A 21732-nucleotide genomic window follows, 5' to 3' on the forward strand; every position below is an offset into this window, starting at 1 on the left:
ACCTCTATCTCAATTGATTTTGTAATTCACTTAGTTTAAGTAATGCTTCAATAGGTGTCATATTTGATATATTAAGTTTTTTAATCTCTTCCTCGATTTCACTTACTGTTGGTTCTGAATCGAATAGATTAAATGATGCTTGTTCAAATTCATTGCTTGGTCCATGATTGTCAGTTTGTGCTTTTTTATCGCTATCTTTTTTATTTTGTGTAGCGTTAATATCGTGGCTTTCAACTGACACCGATTCCTTAAGCACTGAATTACTAGTTTTTTCATAATCATTGGCGTTTTGATGTTGTTCGAAAGCATCTAAAATCACTTGCGCACGATTAATCACATCATCTGGTAAGTTAGCCAGTTTAGCTACTTGAATACCATAACTATCATCAACAGCCCCATCTTTTACTTTATGTAAGAAGATTAACTCTCCTTGATATTCATCAGCGGCAACGTGTACATTTTTAAGGCTTGGTAGTGCTTGATCTAATGTGGTTAATTCATGATAATGCGTTGAGAATAACGTTTTTGCATGAGACGTTTGAGCAACATACTCAATCATGGCTTGGGCTAGAGCTAAGCCATCATACGTCGAAGTACCTCTACCAATTTCATCGAAAATGATTAAACTATTTTCAGTCGCATATGTTAATGCTTTTTGTGCTTCTAACATCTCTACCATAAATGTACTTTTCCCTGATACTAAATCATCTGCAGCACCAATTCGAGTAAAGATTTGATCAAATATTGGCAATGTTGCCTTATCACAAGGAACATATGCCCCCATTTGAGCCATAATACTGATGATTGCAACCTGTCTCATGTAAGTTGACTTACCTGACATATTAGGACCAGTGATAAGATAAATAAAGTTGTCTTTGTCTAATTCACAATCATTAGGAACGTAGTCATTATAGTCCATTACACGTTCAACCACAGGGTGACGTGAGTTTTCTAATTTTAATGTTTTATTATCACTAAGTTCAGGTCTAACATAGTTGTATTTTTGTGCAATTTCAGCAAAACTTTGCAAGCAATCAAGTTCAGAAATAATTTTAGCCTGCTTTTGAAGTCTTTCCGTATAAGTTTTAATATGTTCTCTTAAACGAACAAAAAGTTGATACTCAAGTTCTACTGCTTTATCTTCAGCACCTAAAATAATATCTTCTTTTTCTTTTAACTCATCTGTTATAAAACGCTCAGCATTAGATAAAGTTTGCTTACGGTGATAACCATATTCATTCGGTTCAAATCCTTGTAAGTTTGCTCGTGTAATTTCTATAAAATAACCAAATACTTTGTTATAGCTAATTTTAAGTGATTTAATTCCTGTTCGCTCTCGTTCTTTAGCTTGTAACTGTGCCAACCAATCTTTACCATTCTTAGAGGCCTCTAAGAATTCATCTAATTGTTTACTAAAGCCATGTTTAAACAGGCCACCATCTTTAATGGAAATAGGTGGTTCTTCAATTAAACTGTCTTCTAATACCTGTAATAAATCTTCTAATGGTTCAAGAGAACTAAATTGATTTGTCGCAACATCATTCATACTTTCGAGAAGTGCTTTAATATTAGGAATCTCAGAAATTGAATGTTTAAGTTGAATTAAATCACGTGCATTGACGTTACCATAACTTACGCGACCTACTAATCGTTCTATATCATAAACTTGATTTAAATAACCTCTTAACGTATCTCTTTCAATGAAGTGATTCATGAATGATTCAACTATATTTAGTCTCTCTTCTACTCTTTCTTTATTAATTAAAGGTCTGTCTATCCATTGCTTAAGTCGACGCGCCCCCATTGGTGTTTTCGTTTCATCCATTAACCATAAAAGCGTGCCTTTTTTAGATTTTAGTCTTATACTTTCAGTTAATTCTAAATTTCTCTTAGCGTAGTAATCCATCTTCATGAAATCAACTGCAGCATATGTGATTGCATTCTCTAAATGAGATAGATCTCTCTTTTGTGTATGATATACATAGTCGAGTAATAATTGAGTAGCTTGATACGTATGATGATCAGTTAGTTGATTAACCTCATATGAAGCATCCGAAATTGTTTCACTAACAGTTATTGTTTCTGTTGTTAAATAGATTTGCTTTTTAAGACTTTCATTAATTTCTTGATTAACAACGATTTCGTTAGGATTTATAGTTACAATTTCATTTATTAAAGTATCTTCATCTTCAATTTGAGTAGCTTTTAATTCACCAGTTGAAATATCACAATAACTTAAGGCATAGTTACTATCTTGTTTAATAAAACTTAAAATATAGTTATTTTGGTTCTCATCCATACCACCTTGTTCCATTACTGTTCCAGGTGTTACTACTCTAACTACTTCACGTTTTACCATACCTTTCGTTTGCTTAGGATCTTCCATTTGTTCACATATTGCTACTTTGTAACCATTATTTATTAACGTTTCAATATAGCTATTCGCAGAGTGATAAGGTACGCCACACATAGGAATTGGGTTTTCTTTTTTAGCATCTCTTTTAGTCAATGTAATTTCTAATATTCTAGACGCTTCTTTTGCATCCTCAAAAAACATTTCATAAAAATCGCCTAATCTAAAGAATAATAAACAATCTTGATATTGCGATTTAATTTTCAAATATTGTTGCATCATCGGTGTCGTATTCGACATATTTTCACAACCTTACTATATTTTTCCGAATTATAACGTACTTTTAACTTATATATTTTAACATATGAAATGTTACAACGCTCGTGAGTTCATTTAATTTAACTTTATATACTATTGCAAAATTTATTTATCACAATGATCAATAAAAAAAGATTATCATAACAAAATTAAGAATATAGACATTTTTTAAACGTCTGCCTCTTTCTTTTGAAAATGATAATCTCAAATTAATTAAAACAACTCTTCATCCACAAAGTATTATTTTTTAAACTTATCCAGTAATCCTCGTTTTTTCAACATAAAAAGTAAGAAATAACTAATCGCAGCACCTATAAAACTTGAAATAATAAATGCTATCATTAATGGTTTAACAAAGAAATCTTGCATGCCTAAGAACCATGCCATTGGAATACATAACAAACTTCCTATTATACCAGTACCAATTACTTCACCAACAGCAGCCATAAAAATATGTTTCCTGTACATATAAAATACGCTGGCTAAAAGCACACCAATCATACTTCCTGGAAATGCGAAAAAGCTACCAGTGCCAAATAAATTTCTTAAGATTGATGAGATGAGTGCTTGAGCTAAACCATACCATGGTCCCACAAATACTGCACATAATACATTGATAAAATGTTGCACAGGTGCTGCTTTTATAGGTCCCAATGGAATGATAATAAAACTACTTAACACAACGTTAGTGGCAATCAACAATGCTGTAAGTGTTAGTTTTCTATTGTTCATAGTGCTTATCCCTTTCTTATATTATTCCTTATGTTCATCTTCATTATGTTCGTTTAAACGATCTTCCATAGTACTTATCATCAGTTGTAATAAATCATTCGCTTCATATTGTGCAGAGCGAAATTCCTCAACTATTGGTAATTCATTAATTTCATGTTCTAAAGCTTCAATCTCATCTTCTGATTGTTGATAGGCATGTTGTTTACCGTAATTTTGAAAATTAACTGACTGCTTTTGTTGTTTTTTTAAACGGTTCATTTTATTTTCAATATTATGATTTTCATGAATTTGTTTTTCTATATTTTGATATGATTTTATAAGGTCTAAATCTTTAATTTTATTTGTGAGTTGATCGGCTTGTTTTAAAATTTCATCCTTGCTATACATTTAATTGGTCACCATTGGTGCACTATGAAATTCTTTGAATGTACCATTTAATGAATATTGTTTTGTTTCATCAATTTCAACGTCTACTAATTTTCCGATTGCCTCACGTGGACCTTTAAAGTTTACTAATTTATTCTTCTCAGTATAACCGGCTAGAACCGTATCATCTTTCTTACTAACACCTTCACATAAGACAGTTACCGTGTGCCCTTCATATTGATTCATCGCTTTTTCAGAATAATGACCTACTTTTTTATTTAAACGTTGCAAGCGCTCTTTTTTCACATCTTCAGGTACATTATCTTTCATTTTAGCAGCTGGCGTACCATCTCTTTGAGAATATAGGTACGTATATGCATGTTCAAATTGGATCTCATCATATAATGATAGTGTTTCTTGGAATTGTTCTTCGGTTTCGTTAGGATATCCAACAATTATATCTGTCGTTAATGCGACATTCGGAATGGCATTTTTAATTCTATGTACCAAATCTAAGTAACTTTCTCTCGTATATTTACGTCCCATAATTTTTAATACAGCATTATTTCCAGATTGCACAGGCAGATGGATATGTGGCACTATATTTCCACCTTGAGCTATAACTTCAATCATTCTATCCGTAAAGTCCCATGGATGACTTGTAGTAAAACGTACTCTTGGGATATCAATTTTAGAAATATCTTCTAATAAATCTCCTAATCCATAATCTAGATCCTTAATATCTTTACCATATGAATTCACATTCTGACCAAGTAAAGTGATTTCTTTATAACCATCTCGTGCTAAACCACGGACTTCGTCAATGATATCTTCTGGTCTACGACTACGTTCTTTTCCTCTAGTAAATGGCACAATGCAATAGGTACAGAATTTATCACAACCATACATAATATTAACCCATGCTTTCGTACTGCCTTCACGAACTTTTGGTAGGTTTTCAATAATGTCGCCTTCTTTAGACCAAACTTCTACAACCATTGCTTTAGAAAGATATGCTTCTTCTAAAATTTCCGGTAATTTATGGATATTGTGTGTACCAAAAATCATATCTACATTTTGATATGACTTAAGTATCTTATTTACGACTGACTCTTCTTGAGACATGCATCCACAAACACCGATTAATGCTTCAGGTCTATTCTTTTTTAAATGTTTTAGGTTACCAATTTCACTAAATACTTTATTTTCAGCATTTTCACGAATCGCACAAGTATTAATCAAAATAACATCCGCTTCATTTATATCATCTGTAGCTGTATAGTCTAAAGCTTGTAAAATCCCAGCCATTACTTCTGTATCGTGTGCATTCATTTGACAACCATATGTTTTAATTAAGAATGTACGCCCTTTTCCCATTCCTTGGTATTTGTCTTCTATATGAAAATCACGATTATAATTAATATCTTGTTTACCTCGTTTGCGTGCTTCTTTTAAACTAGGTGGTTGATAAATTTTTTCGAAGTATTTACTATAATCTTTTTCTACTTTCTTATCGCGCTCATTTAAGATATTTATCGTACCAGCTTTTCTTTGTTCTTCATTCACTTTAAAAAATTCCTTTCTATATGCCCTAATATCATTAGTTCATTATATTAAAATTAATTATAAAGTGCAAAAAGAGTTAAAATAGTTAATAAATTTGTCATTTTAAAAAGGAGTGCGACAGAATTCTTTTAAAATTCATCGTCCACTCCTATCTTGCTTTGCTTGTAGTATTTCTTAATGAAGATCTGCTTGTTGGGGGCCCTTGATTAGAACTGAAAAAAGCTTGATTTAAGCGCCTTATCACTTCAGTTAGCTACTGCGAATTTGCAAAATAACATCATTATATTATTTATGTCCTAGCCCCTTCAAAAGCCATTTATTCACTATCATATTTTCCTGTTAACGTTTCAATTGTGATACCAGCTGGTACATGATAAAACTTAACTTGACTAATAATACTTGGACATTCTAATTCAACCATTCGTTCATGTAATTTCTGAATTAGGATTAAACATTCACTCATATCGCCTTGAACTGTCGTTTCGAGAGGACCCACTCTAAAATGCAGACCAGAATCATTTATGATTTTGATAGCCTCATCTACATAAGGTATAACGTCTTCGTTGTTAGGCGTTTTTGGAACGATTTGAATACTCATTAATGTATCTTGCATTAATAATCACCTCAGTCTATTCTATTACCTTAATTCTACCACGCATTAATTAAAATTGCCTTTAGTAATTGCTATATTAATTGCTTTACTCAAATCAAACATCTTATCGTCCCAATTCGATTCGTCCAACCTACTTTTACGGTTACTCTTATTATTTTTGAATAAAGATTTTCTCAAACTAGACGTTAACTCTATTTGCACACCTACACCATTTTTTGTACAATTCACAATATTATTATCTTGAGTACCAGACATATGACTAGGTGCTTCATTTACTTCTATACCAATTTGACTTAATTCTTCAACAATACGCTCTTTTAAAAGATTATCTTTACCACCGATATAAGCAATTTCATCTTCACCAAGACATCCATGAATTGTGATTGCACGTTCACTTGTTTTTACTAAATCCATAGCAATGTCATTATCATAATTAATAGATGTTACGTGCAACTCATTGTTCCCTTTTGTTCGCATACCATTAAATGCAAAATAATTAAATTGCCCATCATTAGCAATAACACGCGCAAGTTCAGTAGTAGCAGGTTCTATTCCACCGCCATGTATCGCTAGAATTGTTATTTCGCTATCTCTATTATCAGTGACAATTTCCCAATCTTTATTCTCAATCGTTTCACTTTGCAATTCACTCATAGACTGATATTTATCCATTTTGAAACCTCACTTAAGTAAATTATTGTTACTTTTCTTTTCCCTTAATCTTATTCCTAAAAAGTATTTATCTAAAATTTAATAATGATTACTTAAACTAAATAATTTTAATAGTATCTAAATACTAATGTTCGATTCAAAATATATATATATATAATGAATAAATCATAATACAAAAAACTCACCTCCAAACATTCGTTGTTTAGAAGTGAGTGAATTAAATTTTTATACAAATTGAGAAGTTAAGTTGTTGAAATCTTCTTCAGTTATATGAATATCTCGCTTAGATAATGCACTTTCATTTAGTTCTTCTATTTGAGATTCATATGACGGGGTTTCAGTGTCTTGATACACGATACCTTTTACTAAAGACTCATGATCTAAAACAGTCTTCATAGCTAATTGTTTATCAGACGTATCATAGCCTTCTATGTCATCTAAGCTTGTTAAATGTTCTTTAAACCAATCATACGTATTTACTTTGTTATAAGTTACACAAGGTGAAAAGACATTTACAAATGAAAAGCCATCATGATTAATCGCATCTTCAATGAGCTTAGTTAACGCTTTAATATCACTCGAGAACCCTTGGGCTACAAATGTTGCACCTGATGATAATGCTAATTCAAGTGGTGCAACATTCTTCTCAATATTACCTTTAGGCGTAGATTTTGTTATGAAACCTACTGCAGATGATGGAGAGGTTTGCCCTTTAGTTAAGCCATAAATTTGATTATCCATAACAATATACGTCATGTTCATATTACGTCTTAATGCATGAATAGTATGTCCCATACCAATAGCGTATCCATCACCATCACCACCAGAGGCAATGACAGTTAAATCCTTGTTCGCCATTTTAACCCCTTGTGCTAGTGGTAATGCGCGTCCATGTATACCATGTACGCCGTATGAATTAATATAACCAGATAATCGGCCTGAACAGCCAATACCAGTAATGATTGCTACTTCCTCAGGCTCTAATCCGACGTTGGCAGCTGCTTTTTGAATAGCTGCTTGAACTGAGAAATCGCCACAACCTGGACACCAATTTGGCTTCACATTATTACGAAAATCTTTAAATGTAGCCAATTATACCAACTCCTTAATTTCACTTACTACTTCTTGCCCTTTAGATTCAATTTCATGAGGTAAGAAAGGTGTACCATCATATTTAGTTTGATTAATCAATTTATCTTGAATTGTTGTATTCATTTTAAGGATATTTGAAAGTTGTCCTTGATAATTATGTTCAACAACAATGACTTTAGATGCTTTATTAATAGCTGATTGAATAACATCTTTCGGCATAGGATGAAGTTGACGAATCTGCATAGTATTCACTTTTAAACCTTGCGCATTAAGTCTTTCAGCACCTTCTTGAATCGCACCTTTACTAGATATAAATCCAATAAATAAAATATCGGCTTCTTCGTGTTGTTCATTTAATTCAACTGGTTTTTCAATTAATAGATTTGCTGTTTTACGCATTCTCTTGTCCATTTGTTGACGTCTATTTTCAGCCGCTTCACTTGGTTTACCTTCTTCATTGTGTTCTACGCCAGTTACATGATGTATACCGCCTTTAACTCCAGGTATAGGTCTAGGTGATACACCATTTCCTGTTAACGCATATCTTCTAAAGTATTGTTTGTCATCCTCTTCACGTTCAATATCAGATTGCAATAATTCGCCTCGTTGAATGTGAATTTTATTATAATCAAGATGTTCAACCGTTTGTTTACCTAATGATAATTGTAAATCACTCAATACGATTACTGGACATTGATATGCTTCAGCTAAGTTAAACGCTTCAATCGTTAAATAAAAAGCATCTTCAGCATCGGTAGGCGCTACTACAATCTTTGGTATATCCCCATGCGTACCATAAATCATTTGCATTAGATCAGATTGTTCTTGTTTAGTTGGTAAACCCGTTGATGGTCCACCACGTTGTGTATTAATAATTACTAATGGTGTTTCCGTCATACCTGAAAGGGCTATAGCTTCCATCATAAGTGAAAGACCTGGTCCTGCACTGGCAGTAAATGCTCTAACACCTGCATAATTAGCACCAATTGCCATATTAGCTGCAGCAATTTCGTCTTCAGTTTGTACTACTGTACCGCCTACTTTAGGTACGTTCGCAATCATATATTCCATTATTTCAGATGCAGGTGTAATTGGATAGGCAGCCATGAAACGAGAGCCCGCTGAAATAGCACCTAACCCTATTGCATCATTACCAATCATATATAAATGAGGATCTTTATCCGTTGGTTGCAATTTAAAATCTAACTGTAAATCATTTATTTGTGCTTTCATCAATGCATAACCTTGATTTAAAGCTTCAATATTCATTGCTACAACGTTTTCACCTTTTTTAGTAAACATATTTGTTATAAGCGTTTCGAATGTAGTTGTATCTAAATCCATGATGGCACACGTTGCACCAACAGCAACCATATTCTTCATAAGTGCAGTACCTAGTTCTTTAGCTGTGCTAGTAAATGGTAATTCAATAAGTTGAGCACGACACGCTTCAGGTTTCGTCGGTTTCGCCTTTGCATCAGCAATAATAATACTATCTTCACGCATTTCATGATGGTTCAATTCAATTGTTTCTTGGTCAAAAGCCACCAAAATATCCAAATCATCACTAATTGCATGTACAGGTGTAGTGGATACTCTAATTTTATTATTAGTGTGTCCGCCTTTAATACGGCTTGAGAAATGTCTATATCCGTATAAATAATAACCTTTACGGTTCATCGCTGTGGCAAAAATTTCTCCTGTCGATTCGATACCTTCACCTTGTTGTCCGCCCACTTTCCATGATATTTGTGATTTCATATCATATGCCTCCTGTGGAATTAATTCATAATAAATCATAACAAAAATAACCACCGTCTTACTATGACAACAGTGGCAATTATTTAAATTCATACTAATGGACTATATCCAATCGTCTATGAATGGTTTCAAATTATTTATTAAAAGGATGATCGTCGTTGATGAGTATTCTTTCAATATGCTTAGTTTTTCCTTCTTTATCTAAATCTATAATAACACCTGAAAGAACACTTCTGCCATCATTCGGCACAACATGACGTTGTGGCAAGCTTGTGATAAATCGTTCAATGACTTCATCACGATTAATTCCGAGTATTCCGTCATAATACCCTGTCATACCTACATCTGTGATATAACCCGTACCATTAGGAAGCACACGTTCATCCGATGTTTGAATATGTGTATGCGTTCCAACTACCGCACTGACTCTACCATCTAAATACCATCCCATTGCGTTTTTTTCTGATGTCGTTTCCGCGTGGAAATCTACAAAAATGTAATTCGTTTCTTTTTTAGCTTCTTCAATTAGTTGATCAGCTTTTTTAAAAGGGTCATCTATATCTTGCATAAATGAACGTCCTTGTAAATTTATAATCGCTAATTTAATATCATTAATTTGAATAAATCTCATACCTACACCAGGTGCTTCACTAGGAAAATTTGCTGGTCTAACCATTCTATTTGCATTATCAATAAAATCATAAATTTCACGTTGTCCATATGTATGATTGCCCATTGTCATGAAATCTACACCATCTCTTAATAATTGCTTATACAATTTTTCAGTTAAACCTTTACCATGTGCTGCATTTTCAGCATTAACGATACTTACAGTTGGTCTATAAGATTGTTTAATTTTAGGTAAATATTCAGCAATCGCATTTCTTCCAACTTTTCCTACGATATCGCCAATAAATAATATTCTCATTGAATGTTCATCCTCTCATAAAAATAGTTTAATTCATATAGGGCTATAATAAAAGAGGATATTCTCACTCTTTTTAAATTAGATATCTATTTACTTTAGCATGTATACAACATATGTTAAGATAGATTTAACAAAAATAATAGGAGTTGTAAAATTTACATGTCAATTAATATTGATCCAGAGAAGTTTGCAGAATTAGTGGTAAAATCTAATCCGTCTAAATCAGAAGATGCAGAAGACATTGCTAAAGAAAGTCTTGAATTATACATCAATGCTTATCGTTTAGCGGAAAGATACTCAAATATTGCTACTAATTGTTATGATACAGCAGAAATTATTTCTGAATTGAAAAAAACTGATTTACAACTTAAATAATTTATTAAATCATCAATTAAGTAAAACACAAAAATATTTTAAGTTTACATTTAACAATTATTATAAGCGATTGAATTTTAAGTGTTAAGTTGTTCATTTACATTAATGTTCAATCATTGGCTCGGAGTGAGATAAAGAAATTTATCTTGCTCCTTTTTATTTCTTAAAATTGAAGTATGACAAATGGTCATTTAATTTTCAAGTTCTCCCTTTCATATATTAAAGTTCACCTGATACTTCTTTTACGGTATGGCCTCATTTTTAACTATTAAATGACACTTTAAAGGCATAAAAAAACAGATCCAAAAATTGGATCTGTTAAAAATTATTTCGCATACTCTACTGCTCTTGTCTCTCTTACAACTGTCACTTTGATGTGACCAGGATATTGTAGTTCATCTTCAATTTGTGATTTAATGTCTCTAGCCAACCTGTGTGACTTCAAGTCGTCTATTTCCTCAGGTGATACAATGACTCTTATTTCTCGACCTGCTTGGATTGCGAATGCTTTTTCAACACCATCATAACCTTCAGAAAGTGTTTCTAAACGTTCCAATCTACGAATATAATTCTCTAATGTCTCTTTACGTGCACCTGGTCTTGCTGCAGATAATGCATCAGCAGCTGCTACCAAAATAGATATGATTGACGTAGGTTCTACATCACCGTGATGTGAATGAATTGCATTAATGACAGTGTCATTTTCTGCATATTTCTTAGCTAGTTCAACACCAATTTCTACGTGACTTCCTTCAACTTCATGATCGATGGCTTTACCTACATCATGAAGCAATCCAGCACGTTTGGCTAAGCTGACATCTTCCCCTAGTTCAGCAGCTAACATTCCTGATAAATGCGCTACTTCAATTGAATGTTTTAAGACGTTTTGACCATAGCTTGTTCTATAATTAAGACGACCTAAAACTTTAACTAAGTCTGGGTGCATGTTATGAACATTAATTTCAAATGTGGCTTGTTCACCAGCATCTCTTATAATGTCATCTACTTCTTTTCTAGCTTTATCAACCATTTCTTCTATTCTGCCTGGATGGATACGTCCATCTGAGACTAAATTAACTAATGCAGTACGCGCGATTTCACGTCTAATTGGATCAAAACCAGATAAAATGACTGCTTCTGGTGTATCATCAATGATTAAATCAATACCTGTTAATGTTTCTAAAGTTCTAATATTTCTACCTTCTCTACCAATTATGCGACCTTTCATCTCATCATTTGGTAAATTAACTACTGAAACTGTTGATTCTGTCGTATGATCAGCAGCTAAACGTTGTACGGTAGTAGCCAATAATTCTTTTGCTTTTTTATCAACTTTTTCTTTAGCTTCTTTTTCTTTTTCTTTAACAAGTACAGCAATATCTTGTGACAGTTCTTGTTCAACCCTTTGAAGTTGTTCATTTACAGCTTCTTCTTGAGTGAGACCGGAGATGCGTTCTAATTCTTGTTCATGCTTCATTATTAATGTCTGAACACTACTCTCTTTTGCATCTACTTGTTGTTGTCTTTCTTCAAGTTTAGATTCTTTTTGTTCTAAAATCTCATCTTTTTTATCAAGAAGATCAGATTTTCGATCTAAATTTTCCTCTTTTTGAAGAAGTCGGGCTTCTTGTCTTTGAAGCTCACCACGTCTTTCACGTAGTTCTGATTCAGTTTGTTCTCTTATGATTTGGTTTTCTTCTTTTGCCTCTAATAATTTTTCTTTTTTGATATTATCAGCTTCTTTTTGACCTTGCTTAATAATATCATCAGCAGTTTGTCTAGCTTGTAATTGCTTTTGATGCAATAAATTTCGGGCTACAATATACCCCACAACAACCCCTAGAATAATCCCCAGCAAAATGAGTAGGAGGTTTAATAAATTCACATAAACACCTCCTTTTTCTAGGTATTTGCTTTGTATATCAAAATCTCTTCATGATTTTTATGAATGTATAATAATTATACATATCAATTGTACGTTTATTAACTTGTTAGTGTCAAGATATGAAATTCCACTGGTGTGGTGTTCATTCATTCCAAGCCCCGATCCCCACCTTGCTTTGCTTGTTGAATTTCTTGGTGTGATTTCTTGTGTTGGGTCATATACAACCGGGATATCTATTTAATTGAATTCATTTTATTTAAGTGTTTGCTAAATTCAATGCCATACAGCAAATTGCTATCACTATTTATAACGCTTTCTCAAACTATGTATTCATTGAAAGTTCTATTTTTATATAACAAAAAAGTCTACTACATTTTCACTGATACACTACTTCTGTTGACACTTTTTTCATTGTCCATAACGAAAATAGCTTATCAAATGTAGAAGACTCTTTTCATGTTTCAAGCAACTATTTAAATGAATCGTTTTGTTTACTCATACGTTTCAAGTAAATTAATATACATGTGTTTAATTCAAAATTAAAGTTTTAAACGCTATTCTTCATCAAATAATGTTTGAGGGGCATCTTCTTCTTTATCCTCAACATCACCATCAAAAATACCAAGTTTTTCTCGTAATTTACGATCAATTTCTTCTTTAACTTGTGGATTTTCTTTAAGATACGTTTTTACATTTTCTTTACCTTGACCCATGCGATCACCGTTATAAGAATACCATGCACCTGATTTATCTACGATATCATTTTCAACACCAAGATCAATCAGTTCACCTTCTTTAGAGATACCTTGACCATACATGATGTCTACTTCAGCAACTCTAAATGGAGGTGCAACTTTATTTTTTACGACTTTAATCTTAGTTCTATTACCAACAATTTCTTGTCCTTGTTTTAACTGTTCAGCACGACGAACTTCTAAACGTACAGAGCTATAGAATTTTAACGCACGTCCACCTGGTGTAGTTTCAGGGTTACCAAACATAACACCAACTTTTTCACGTATTTGGTTAATGAATATAGCCGTAGTATTCGATTTCGAAATGGCACCAGATAATTTACGTAGTGCTTGTGACATTAAACGGGCTTGAAGTCCCACATGTGTATCACCCATCTCACCTTCAATTTCTGCTTTAGGTGTTAATGCTGCAACAGAGTCAACTACTACTATATCTACTGCACCACTTCGAACAAAAGCTTCGGCAATTTCTAAACCTTGTTCACCATGGTCTGGTTGTGATAGATATAAATTATCAATATCTACACCTAGTGCTTCAGCATATACTGGATCCAATGCGTGTTCGGCATCGATGAATGCAGCAACGCCACCATTCTTCTGTACTTCAGCAATAGCATGTAAAGCTACTGTAGTTTTACCAGAACTTTCTGGACCATAAATCTCAATGATTCTACCTTTAGGATAACCTCCTACACCAAGTGCATTATCTAAAGTAACTGAGCCACTTGATACACTTGAAACACGACGTCCTTTGTTGTCGCCTAGTTTCATAACGGCACCTTTACCGAAAGATTTTTCCATATTTTTTATAACTGTATCTAAAGCTTTTTGACGATCATTATCCAAAGCGAAACCTCCTATTAATGAGTTAATCCTCGTATTAATATCTTAACTAATACTATACATTCATTTGAATCTAATTACAAGTTTTTTGCGAATATTTGTTCGCTTTTATTGAAGTGTCTTATCACAAAATCGAACAAATGTACTCAATAAGCGCTCATATTTTCAAAAAGAAACATTATTTAAACCAATTTAATAATTTTATCATGGCATAATTTTGACTTCTGTTTTGTAATATATTTCGTTTTAACGGCATTTTAAATGTTTCAAATTTAAATATACGTTCATCGCTATACCCAAGATAAACTTGCTCTTGATCATGTAATAACGCTATACCCAATTTAGTTTTATATAAATCTTTTACATATTGTGTTGCGTATTTAAGTTTATCTTCAATATTATCTATCTCAGAGATAAAGACACGTGAATCTGGTAATTGTCCCTCTAGAAGATGATTGGTATCATAATTTTTTAATCGTGTGTACAGTGCGCCATTAGTCACACCATCATATAGACTAAAGCGTGTATCCATAGCATTCATTAGTGCTTGTTCAATTACAATATCATCTGAACCATAATAATATTTACCAATTCTATCAAGAATTGCATTCTTAGTAGGTTCAATTAAGTTTTTACACTCATTTTTCGTATCGGCATTGGCAGTCAATCTTATATATACTTCATGCGTACCAGCTAATGGTGCGATGGTTGGGTTATCTTGATGATCAATTAAATCCATTAATTCAGTTTCAACTTTAGATTCTCCAATTCCAGCAAATCTCAATTGTTCTGAAAAAATAACGCTATCATCATCCATTAAACAAGGTAATAATTCATTTTTGGCCATTGGTTTCATTTCACTTGGCGGACCAGGTAACAAAATAACTTTCTTATCTTCTATTTCCACTAACATACCTGGTGCCATTCCATAGTGATTTTGTAATACTTTAGCACCTTCAATAACTAACGCTTGTTGTTTATTATTCGGCGTCATTTCTTGACCTTGTTCTTTAAAATAATTTTCTATATATTCTAATGCTGTAGCATCAGTTACTAGATTTTTACCAAGCACTTTTGCAACAGTATGCTTTGTTAAATCGTCTTTCGTAGGTCCTAATCCTCCAGTGAACACAATTGTGTCATATCGTTTTAACCCGTTTTTAATCACACGTTCTAATCTTTGCGGATTGTCTCCAATAACCGTATGTTCAACGACACTTTTTCCAATACTGTTAAATAATCTTGATAAATATTGTCCATTTGTATTGGCAATTTGACCCAATAAAAGTTCTGAACCTACAGCAATAATTGAAATATTCATGTTCATTTCTCCCTATAGTGATAATTCTTACACGACATCTATTATTATAATGCATCGAATGACGCTTATTCTAAAATTTGAACTTAAAAAACCAAGAATAACTAGGAATAGCGTTGTCTTTCTATTCACTAGTATTCTTGGTTATATTTTCACTAATTTAATGTTTAAAAACATCTCTACCTTTATAAAAGTATTCAATTCCAGATAAAATCGTAAATAAAACACCAATATAAAGTAATACTTGACCTATTTGAATGCCTATCCAAGTTGCTAATAAATCACCCATTAAAATCCAGATAATTGCAACCATAGTCACAGCAGTTTTAATTTTGCCTAATTGTCCTGCCGCACTTACAAAACCTTGCTCAATTTGTAATAATCGTAATCCTGTAACTGCAAATTCACGTGCGATAATAATAATGGCTACGACAGAATTCGTAAGTCCTAATTGGACCATAACAATTAATGCACTTGAAACAAGTAATTTGTCAGCTAAAGGATCTAAAAATTTACCCATATTCGTTACAAGTTGCCATTTTCTAGCTAAGTATCCATCAAGAAAGTCACTTAAAGAAGCTACAATAAAAATAATTGCAGCAATAAGTTGCTCAATGCGAATGTCAAATCCACCTAAAATAGATACATTGCCAAATCCAAAGTTCACTAGAGCAAATAAAATAAAAACTGGAATTAATATTACCCTAAAAATCGTGATTTGATTTGGTATATTCATGTTAAAGCCTCATTTCTAATTTTATCTCTTACTTTATAATAGTAACACAGCTAAGACCCATAAGATAAACGTAATTACAATGATACCGCCAATTAATATCATTAATTGTAGAGGTTCTTTATCTTTAGTGCGATATGTAGGTGCTTCATCGTTATGGTATCTGTTCAGAAGTTCATTTAATTGATGTTGACTATCCGGTATTTCCTCACGATGCGCTTGTATCAATTGATATGAATCTATATTTACTACACTCGCATAACGGCGAATAAATCCCTCTGCATAGTCCACTTTTGCTAATTCATCAAAGCGGTTTTCTTCGATTAATTTAAGCGTATCACGTTTAATTTGAGTACGCTCTTCTAACTCTGCTAAAGTCATACCTAACCTTTCGCGTCTACCTTTCAATGTTTCACCAATTGTCTTCACTTTCAAAAGCCTCCACAACCACTATTCAAAAAATCCAAAACCTCCGCCAAACATGTCTTCTCCAAAATCTAGCGAATTTTTACTTTTAACTGTTTGTTGCTTCATTTGATCATATTCAATTTCTTGATTTTCATTCTCTCTCAATTCAATAATATAATCAAAATCATCCATGCTATAGTTCCCTGATTCTACAAATAAATCAGGATGTTCAACCACCTTAATTGATGGTAATGTCATGACTTCACGAACTAATTCTTGATGCTTAGGATTTGATTCTCTAGCAGTGACAGCGCCATCAATAATATAGACATGATTTGAATCATATTCCCCTTTAATAAGTGAACTGCGAACAGTTTGCTTAATTAAAGTAGAGCTTATAAATAACCAACGTTTATGAGCACATACGCTTCCAGCTACTATAGATTCTGTTTTTCCTACACGTGGCATCCCTCTGATACCAATCAACTTATGACCTTCCTCTTTGAAAAGTTCAGCCAAAAAATCAACTAATAATCCTAAATCTTCACGTTCAAAACGAAATGTCTTTTTATCATCAGCATCTTGTTCAATATAACGTCCATGCCTTACAGCTAATCTATCACGCAATTCAGGTACTCTTAATTTGGTTATTTCTATTTCACTCAGTTCATTGATTATATGTTCAAAGCGATTAACTTTTTCGAGACTATCTGTTTTAATTAATAAACCTCGTCGGCCTTGATCTACCCCATTAATCGTAACAATACTTATGCCTAACATGCCAAGTAAACTTGAAATATCACCTAGTAACCCTGCTCGGTTAACCGTGATTTCATACTCAAGATACCATTCTTTTTTTTCGGCTACTGTCATCAATATCCGCCCCTTGTTTTAAATGGTAACCTACCATTGGAATATTAAAAATTAGTAATCATATTATAGCATTTAGAACTTAATACAAACACTAATTTTTTCATTCTGCGTTTTCAATCTGTCTCAAATTAGATATACCAAGCACCATTGACTTTTTGAATTGTTCCAGTAACACTTTTTGCAAGTGGACTCCACAAATAAGCACATGTATGAGCAATTTCATCAGGAGTTATCATTCGCTGTTGTGGTAACTCTGCTAAAATAGACGACATATCTTCTGAATTAAATGATTGTGCCATATTACCACTTACAAAACCAGGCGTAACTGCATTGACAGTGACATTCGTCATTGCTAATTCCTGGCTTAGCGCTTTAACAAAGCCAATTTGAGCACTCTTCATTGTAGAATAAATGGTCTCCATACTTGCACCTGTTTCCCCCCAAATGGACGAAATAACAATAATTCGACCAAATTCACTATGACGTATTGTATCTATAAAATAACGACAACATCGAATTAATTGCTTAACATGAATATTGTAGCTATGATCAATATCTTCATCAGACATATCTTGTAATAAGCCGTACAAAGCTGTACCACTACTATAAATCAAGCAATCAATATGTTTCACATGGCCAAAAGTTTCTTCCAAATCAATATCTTGTGATAAATCAGCTTGTATAAATTCAACAGCTTCTCCTTCATACTTAGCTTGTAACGTACTTATATCAGATTGAAAATATTGAACAATGACTTCGTTACCTTCCTCTAATAACCGTTCTACAATTGCTGTACCAATACTTCCTGAGCCACCAAGTACTAATGCTCTCATTAAGATTTAAGCTCCAAACGACTATCAACCATATTATCAATATTTAAAAACTTAGATGCTGTTTCATTAATACTATCTAATGTTATATTCTCAATAATATCTAACATATCGAACACACTGACACCCTCAAAATATAATTTAGCATATTGATTCGCTATATATTCAGGAGAATTTAAACTTGAAATATATTCACCAATAAATTGTTTTTTCAATAAATCAAATGCTTCTTGGTCTTTCAATTTACCGCGATGCATGTTGAGTTCATTTAATAACACTTCTTTCAACTTATTTGGATGTTGTGTCGCACTCGTAATGATTGAGAAACAATAGGTAGGTTCGAGCACAAATTGATAGCCAAATGATTCATCAATCAAATCTTCATTCAATAATGTTTGATAGAAATCCGTTTCTTCACCAAATACTAATTCGAAAAATAGCGTCATTTCTAAATCATGTTGTACATATTGTTGTGGCGATGCCTTAGTTGGTTCATTTTTAAATCCTAACATTAACCTAGGTGACTGTAGCTTCATTTCTTCAGTTACAAATGGTGTTATCACTTTAGTTGGCTCATCAATAGTTGCTCTTTCAATTTTAGGTTGATTCGTTTTATCTCTTTTATTTTCATGCGTTTCAACAATATCGCGTATATTTTCTGGATTCACATCGCCAACTACAAATAACACCATATTCGATGGATGATAAAATGTTTCATAACATAGATATAAGTCATCTTTTGTAATATTATAGATACTCTCTACGCTACCAGCTATATCCACTTTAATTGGATGATTTTGATACATCGCACGTAGCGTATTAAACATAATTTTATAGCCAGGTTGTTCTTGATACATTTTTATTTCTTCAGCGATAATCCCTTTTTCTTTATCAACCGTTTCCTTCGAAAAGAATGGTGTCTCTACCATTTCTAATAATCTTAGAATATTACTTTCAACATTATCTGTGGCACTGAATAAATAACTAGTACGATCAAAACTAGTAAATGCATTGACTTGCGCATTATCACTTGCAAATGCAGTAAATAAATCTTCAGTGTCATCTTTTTCAAATAATTTATGCTCTAAAAAGTGAGCGACGCCATCTGGTACAGTTACAAACGCATCTTGATTATGTGGTTTAAAAGTATTGTCTAGAGAGCCAAATTGAGTCGTATACGTTACGAATGTTTTTTGAAACCCTTTTTTTGGAATAACGAATAAACGTAACCCATTAGCTAATTCATGTTCAAATACACGCTCATCAATGAGTTCATAATATGTTTCTTTCATTAAGAATGACCACCCTTCGTAAGTGCATAAATTGTATCAAGTTTAGCTTTATTGGCCATAGTTACCACATCTTCTTTAGTAACTTTTTGGATGTGATTAATATAGTTTTCATCTGTTTGCAAACGTTCTAAAAGTAACTGATTTTGCATAACTTCGATAATACTTTTAGGTCGATCGGCAATCTCATGTCTATGGGAGATGATAATTTTTTTGGCGAGTTCTAATTTATTTTCGTCAAATTCACCACGTTTAAATTTATCAAACTCTTCCAAAATTGTATCTTTAGCAAGTTCAAATTTATCTGCTGATACACCACTTAATACAAAGAGATAACCATTTTTACCATCTAATTGTGAATGGATTGAATAGGCTAGACTTTGTTTTTCACGTACTTCATTAAATAAAACGGATGATGGGTCCCCACCAAACATCGTATTTAATACTACTAATGCATAATAATCTTGTGCCCCAAAACGCGTTGGAAAGCGATAGCCCATATTTAATTTTGCTTGGTCCACTTCATCCTCTTCAACAATATATTGTGGTTCTGAGTTTGAATCCATTAAATACGGTTCATTAGATTGCGTCATTTCAAATGGTTTAATTATAAATTTCGACTTAATTAATTGCTTAACTTCTTGTTCATCTACATTGCCAACAACATAAACCGAACATTGATCATTGTTAATCATATTTTGATATGTATGATATAAGCTTTTAGGTGTAATTGTATTTATTTTCTCAATTTGTCCTGTCGCTAAATAGCGATACGGTTCATCTTTAAACATGTATTTTAATAAATTTAAAAATGAATATTGCGCCTTATTATCGATAATAGCTTCAATTTTTTTAGTTAGTAGAGATTTTTCTTGATTGACAAATGTTTCATTAAACGCACTATTTTCAATGAGTGGTTGATTGATTACTTCATATAAGACATTCAATCCTTTTTCAAAAAGTGGTGTTGAATCTTTGAGGTAACGTTCATTAACAATTTCTAATGAGATAGTGATCACATGTTTATCTTTAAATTTAGAAACAAAACTATGTATGTAAGCACCATATAATTCTGACAGTTGTTTACTAAACGCTTTATCAGTTGGCCATTTTTGTGTAGCACGAACTAATAATTTACTAAGTAAAGATCGTGCTGTGATGGTTTCGTAATCTAAAGGTGCCATAAATTTGAAAGTAATCATAGTTGTCTTAAATTTATCTGTAGGTAACACATCGATATGTATGTGTTGATCTTGATTGATTTGTTGTTCTAACATTCATCCACACTCCTTAATATCAAATCTATATTTTTGTACGTGTCAGTTTAAATTTAACTAAACTGCTCTTCACATAATTTAAAGAATATAAAATAGGTTTACCCAATTCATCATAATGTACAACCTTTAATAACATTAAATCTTCATGTGGAGAAGCGTTCAGAATATCAGAAATATGTGGCTCATAACTAATTGCTTCAACTTCTGTTTCAGCAGAAGCAACTTTATGACCGGTATTCGTCTCAATTGCATTTAGCATGGAACCATCACTGATTTGATAATCAGTACAGGTAAGATAATCTTTTGAAATTTTATCTAAACAATAAATAACTGGCTGATGATTTGCAGTGCGTAGACGCTCAATAATTGTAATTGGTTGTTTATCTTCAATGCCTAACATTTGTGCATCTAATATGGAGGCAGGTTGTTCCTCTAAACTCAAATATTCAGTTCCTGAGTGGTAACCTGCTTCTTGAATCATATCGTTTATGCTGAATAATTTATTTAATGGATAGAAGAAGGGGTGTAATGACTTTACACTTGGTCCTTCTTCAAAGTTATCAGTCAAAACTTGTTCAGTAATAAGTTCACCAATTGCATCATAGACATCGTCTGTTTTCACATTCAATTCTCTGGCAATAGATAAATTGCTAGGTAGTTTATCACCAGGTTTTAAAGATTGTTCTTTAATTTGCTTTAGAATATACTCCTTAACTTTAAAAGCTGCATTTATCTCTGTCATCAT

The 21732-nt window shown here is 32.6% G+C and carries 20 protein-coding genes; 1 reads left to right on the plus strand and 19 read right to left on the minus strand.

The window, feature by feature from the left end:
- Positions 1-4: 4 nt before the first annotated feature.
- The 9 genes from mutS to KA909_RS06640 form a co-directional block, all read right to left on the minus strand.
- On the minus strand, positions 5-2653 hold the full coding sequence (gene mutS, locus KA909_RS06600) for a DNA mismatch repair protein MutS (RefSeq protein ID WP_210130058.1): 2649 nt from the start codon (positions 2651-2653) through the stop codon (positions 5-7).
- A gap of 258 nt (positions 2654-2911) precedes the next feature.
- On the minus strand, positions 2912-3403 hold the full coding sequence (thiW, locus tag KA909_RS06605) for an energy coupling factor transporter S component ThiW (RefSeq protein WP_053029350.1): 492 nt from the start codon (positions 3401-3403) through the stop codon (positions 2912-2914).
- A gap of 21 nt (positions 3404-3424) precedes the next feature.
- Positions 3425-3790 (minus strand): YlbF/YmcA family competence regulator, encoded by a 366-nt coding sequence (locus tag KA909_RS06610; protein ID WP_075109061.1) that lies wholly within the window; start codon positions 3788-3790, stop codon positions 3425-3427.
- A complete protein-coding gene (gene miaB / locus KA909_RS06615) occupies positions 3791-5335 on the minus strand; it encodes a tRNA (N6-isopentenyl adenosine(37)-C2)-methylthiotransferase MiaB (RefSeq protein WP_193839403.1) in 1545 nt (514 codons plus the stop codon).
- 316 nt (positions 5336-5651) lie between these two features.
- Positions 5652-5948 (minus strand): thiamine-binding protein, encoded by a 297-nt coding sequence (locus KA909_RS06620; protein ID WP_053029347.1) that lies wholly within the window; start codon positions 5946-5948, stop codon positions 5652-5654.
- Positions 5949-5993: 45 nt separating this feature from the next.
- Positions 5994-6620, minus strand: a complete 627-nt coding sequence (locus tag KA909_RS06625; protein ID WP_193839404.1) for a poly-gamma-glutamate hydrolase family protein — start codon at positions 6618-6620, stop codon at positions 5994-5996.
- A 225-nt stretch (positions 6621-6845) separates the two neighbouring features.
- The gene (locus tag KA909_RS06630) at positions 6846-7712 is read right to left on the minus strand and encodes a 2-oxoacid:ferredoxin oxidoreductase subunit beta (protein WP_053029345.1); all 867 of its coding nucleotides are present in this window, start codon (positions 7710-7712) and stop codon (positions 6846-6848) included.
- Entirely contained in the window at positions 7713-9473 is a 1761-nt protein-coding gene (locus KA909_RS06635) for a 2-oxoacid:acceptor oxidoreductase subunit alpha (RefSeq protein WP_210130059.1), read from the minus strand.
- Between the two features lie 133 nt (positions 9474-9606).
- Positions 9607-10401, minus strand: a complete 795-nt coding sequence (locus KA909_RS06640; protein ID WP_053029343.1) for a TIGR00282 family metallophosphoesterase — start codon at positions 10399-10401, stop codon at positions 9607-9609.
- A 159-nt stretch (positions 10402-10560) separates the two neighbouring features.
- Between KA909_RS06640 and KA909_RS06645 the strand changes: the two genes are divergently transcribed.
- On the plus strand, positions 10561-10776 hold the full coding sequence (locus KA909_RS06645) for a hypothetical protein (protein WP_053029342.1): 216 nt from the start codon (positions 10561-10563) through the stop codon (positions 10774-10776).
- Between the two features lie 325 nt (positions 10777-11101).
- Here KA909_RS06645 and rny read toward each other — a convergent pair whose 3' ends face one another.
- The 10 genes from rny to KA909_RS06695 all read right to left on the minus strand — a co-directional run bounded on the left by rny (position 11102) and on the right by KA909_RS06695 (position 21729).
- Positions 11102-12661 (minus strand): ribonuclease Y, encoded by a 1560-nt coding sequence (gene rny / locus KA909_RS06650; protein WP_070855547.1) that lies wholly within the window; start codon positions 12659-12661, stop codon positions 11102-11104.
- A 554-nt stretch (positions 12662-13215) separates the two neighbouring features.
- Positions 13216-14262 (minus strand): recombinase RecA, encoded by a 1047-nt coding sequence (gene recA / locus KA909_RS06655; RefSeq protein WP_053029340.1) that lies wholly within the window; start codon positions 14260-14262, stop codon positions 13216-13218.
- A 175-nt stretch (positions 14263-14437) separates the two neighbouring features.
- Entirely contained in the window at positions 14438-15580 is a 1143-nt protein-coding gene (locus KA909_RS06660) for a CinA family nicotinamide mononucleotide deamidase-related protein (RefSeq protein ID WP_193839405.1), read from the minus strand.
- A 157-nt stretch (positions 15581-15737) separates the two neighbouring features.
- Positions 15738-16313, minus strand: a complete 576-nt coding sequence (gene pgsA, locus KA909_RS06665; RefSeq protein WP_193839406.1) for a CDP-diacylglycerol--glycerol-3-phosphate 3-phosphatidyltransferase — start codon at positions 16311-16313, stop codon at positions 15738-15740.
- A 33-nt stretch (positions 16314-16346) separates the two neighbouring features.
- On the minus strand, positions 16347-16739 hold the full coding sequence (locus tag KA909_RS06670) for a helix-turn-helix domain-containing protein (RefSeq protein WP_075109161.1): 393 nt from the start codon (positions 16737-16739) through the stop codon (positions 16347-16349).
- Between the two features lie 21 nt (positions 16740-16760).
- Positions 16761-17591, minus strand: coding sequence for a YmfK family protein (locus KA909_RS06675; RefSeq protein ID WP_016930681.1), 831 nt, complete (start codon positions 17589-17591; stop codon positions 16761-16763).
- 128 nt (positions 17592-17719) lie between these two features.
- Positions 17720-18424 (minus strand): elongation factor P 5-aminopentanone reductase, encoded by a 705-nt coding sequence (ymfI, locus tag KA909_RS06680; RefSeq protein WP_193839407.1) that lies wholly within the window; start codon positions 18422-18424, stop codon positions 17720-17722.
- The gene (gene yfmH / locus KA909_RS06685) at positions 18424-19713 is read right to left on the minus strand and encodes an EF-P 5-aminopentanol modification-associated protein YfmH (protein ID WP_075109163.1); all 1290 of its coding nucleotides are present in this window, start codon (positions 19711-19713) and stop codon (positions 18424-18426) included. The genes ymfI and yfmH overlap by 1 nt, the downstream gene beginning before the upstream one ends.
- Positions 19713-20987, minus strand: coding sequence for an EF-P 5-aminopentanol modification-associated protein YfmF (gene yfmF / locus KA909_RS06690; protein ID WP_193839408.1), 1275 nt, complete (start codon positions 20985-20987; stop codon positions 19713-19715). Before yfmF ends, yfmH begins: the two co-directional genes overlap by 1 nt.
- Before the next feature lie 25 nt (positions 20988-21012).
- Positions 21013-21729, minus strand: a complete 717-nt coding sequence (locus KA909_RS06695; RefSeq protein ID WP_210130060.1) for a GntR family transcriptional regulator — start codon at positions 21727-21729, stop codon at positions 21013-21015.
- Between the last annotated feature and the right edge of the window lie 3 nt (positions 21730-21732).

The organism is Staphylococcus sp. GDX8P54P (assembly GCF_017893165.1).
Taxonomy (GTDB): Bacteria; Bacillota; Bacilli; order Staphylococcales; family Staphylococcaceae; genus Staphylococcus; species Staphylococcus borealis.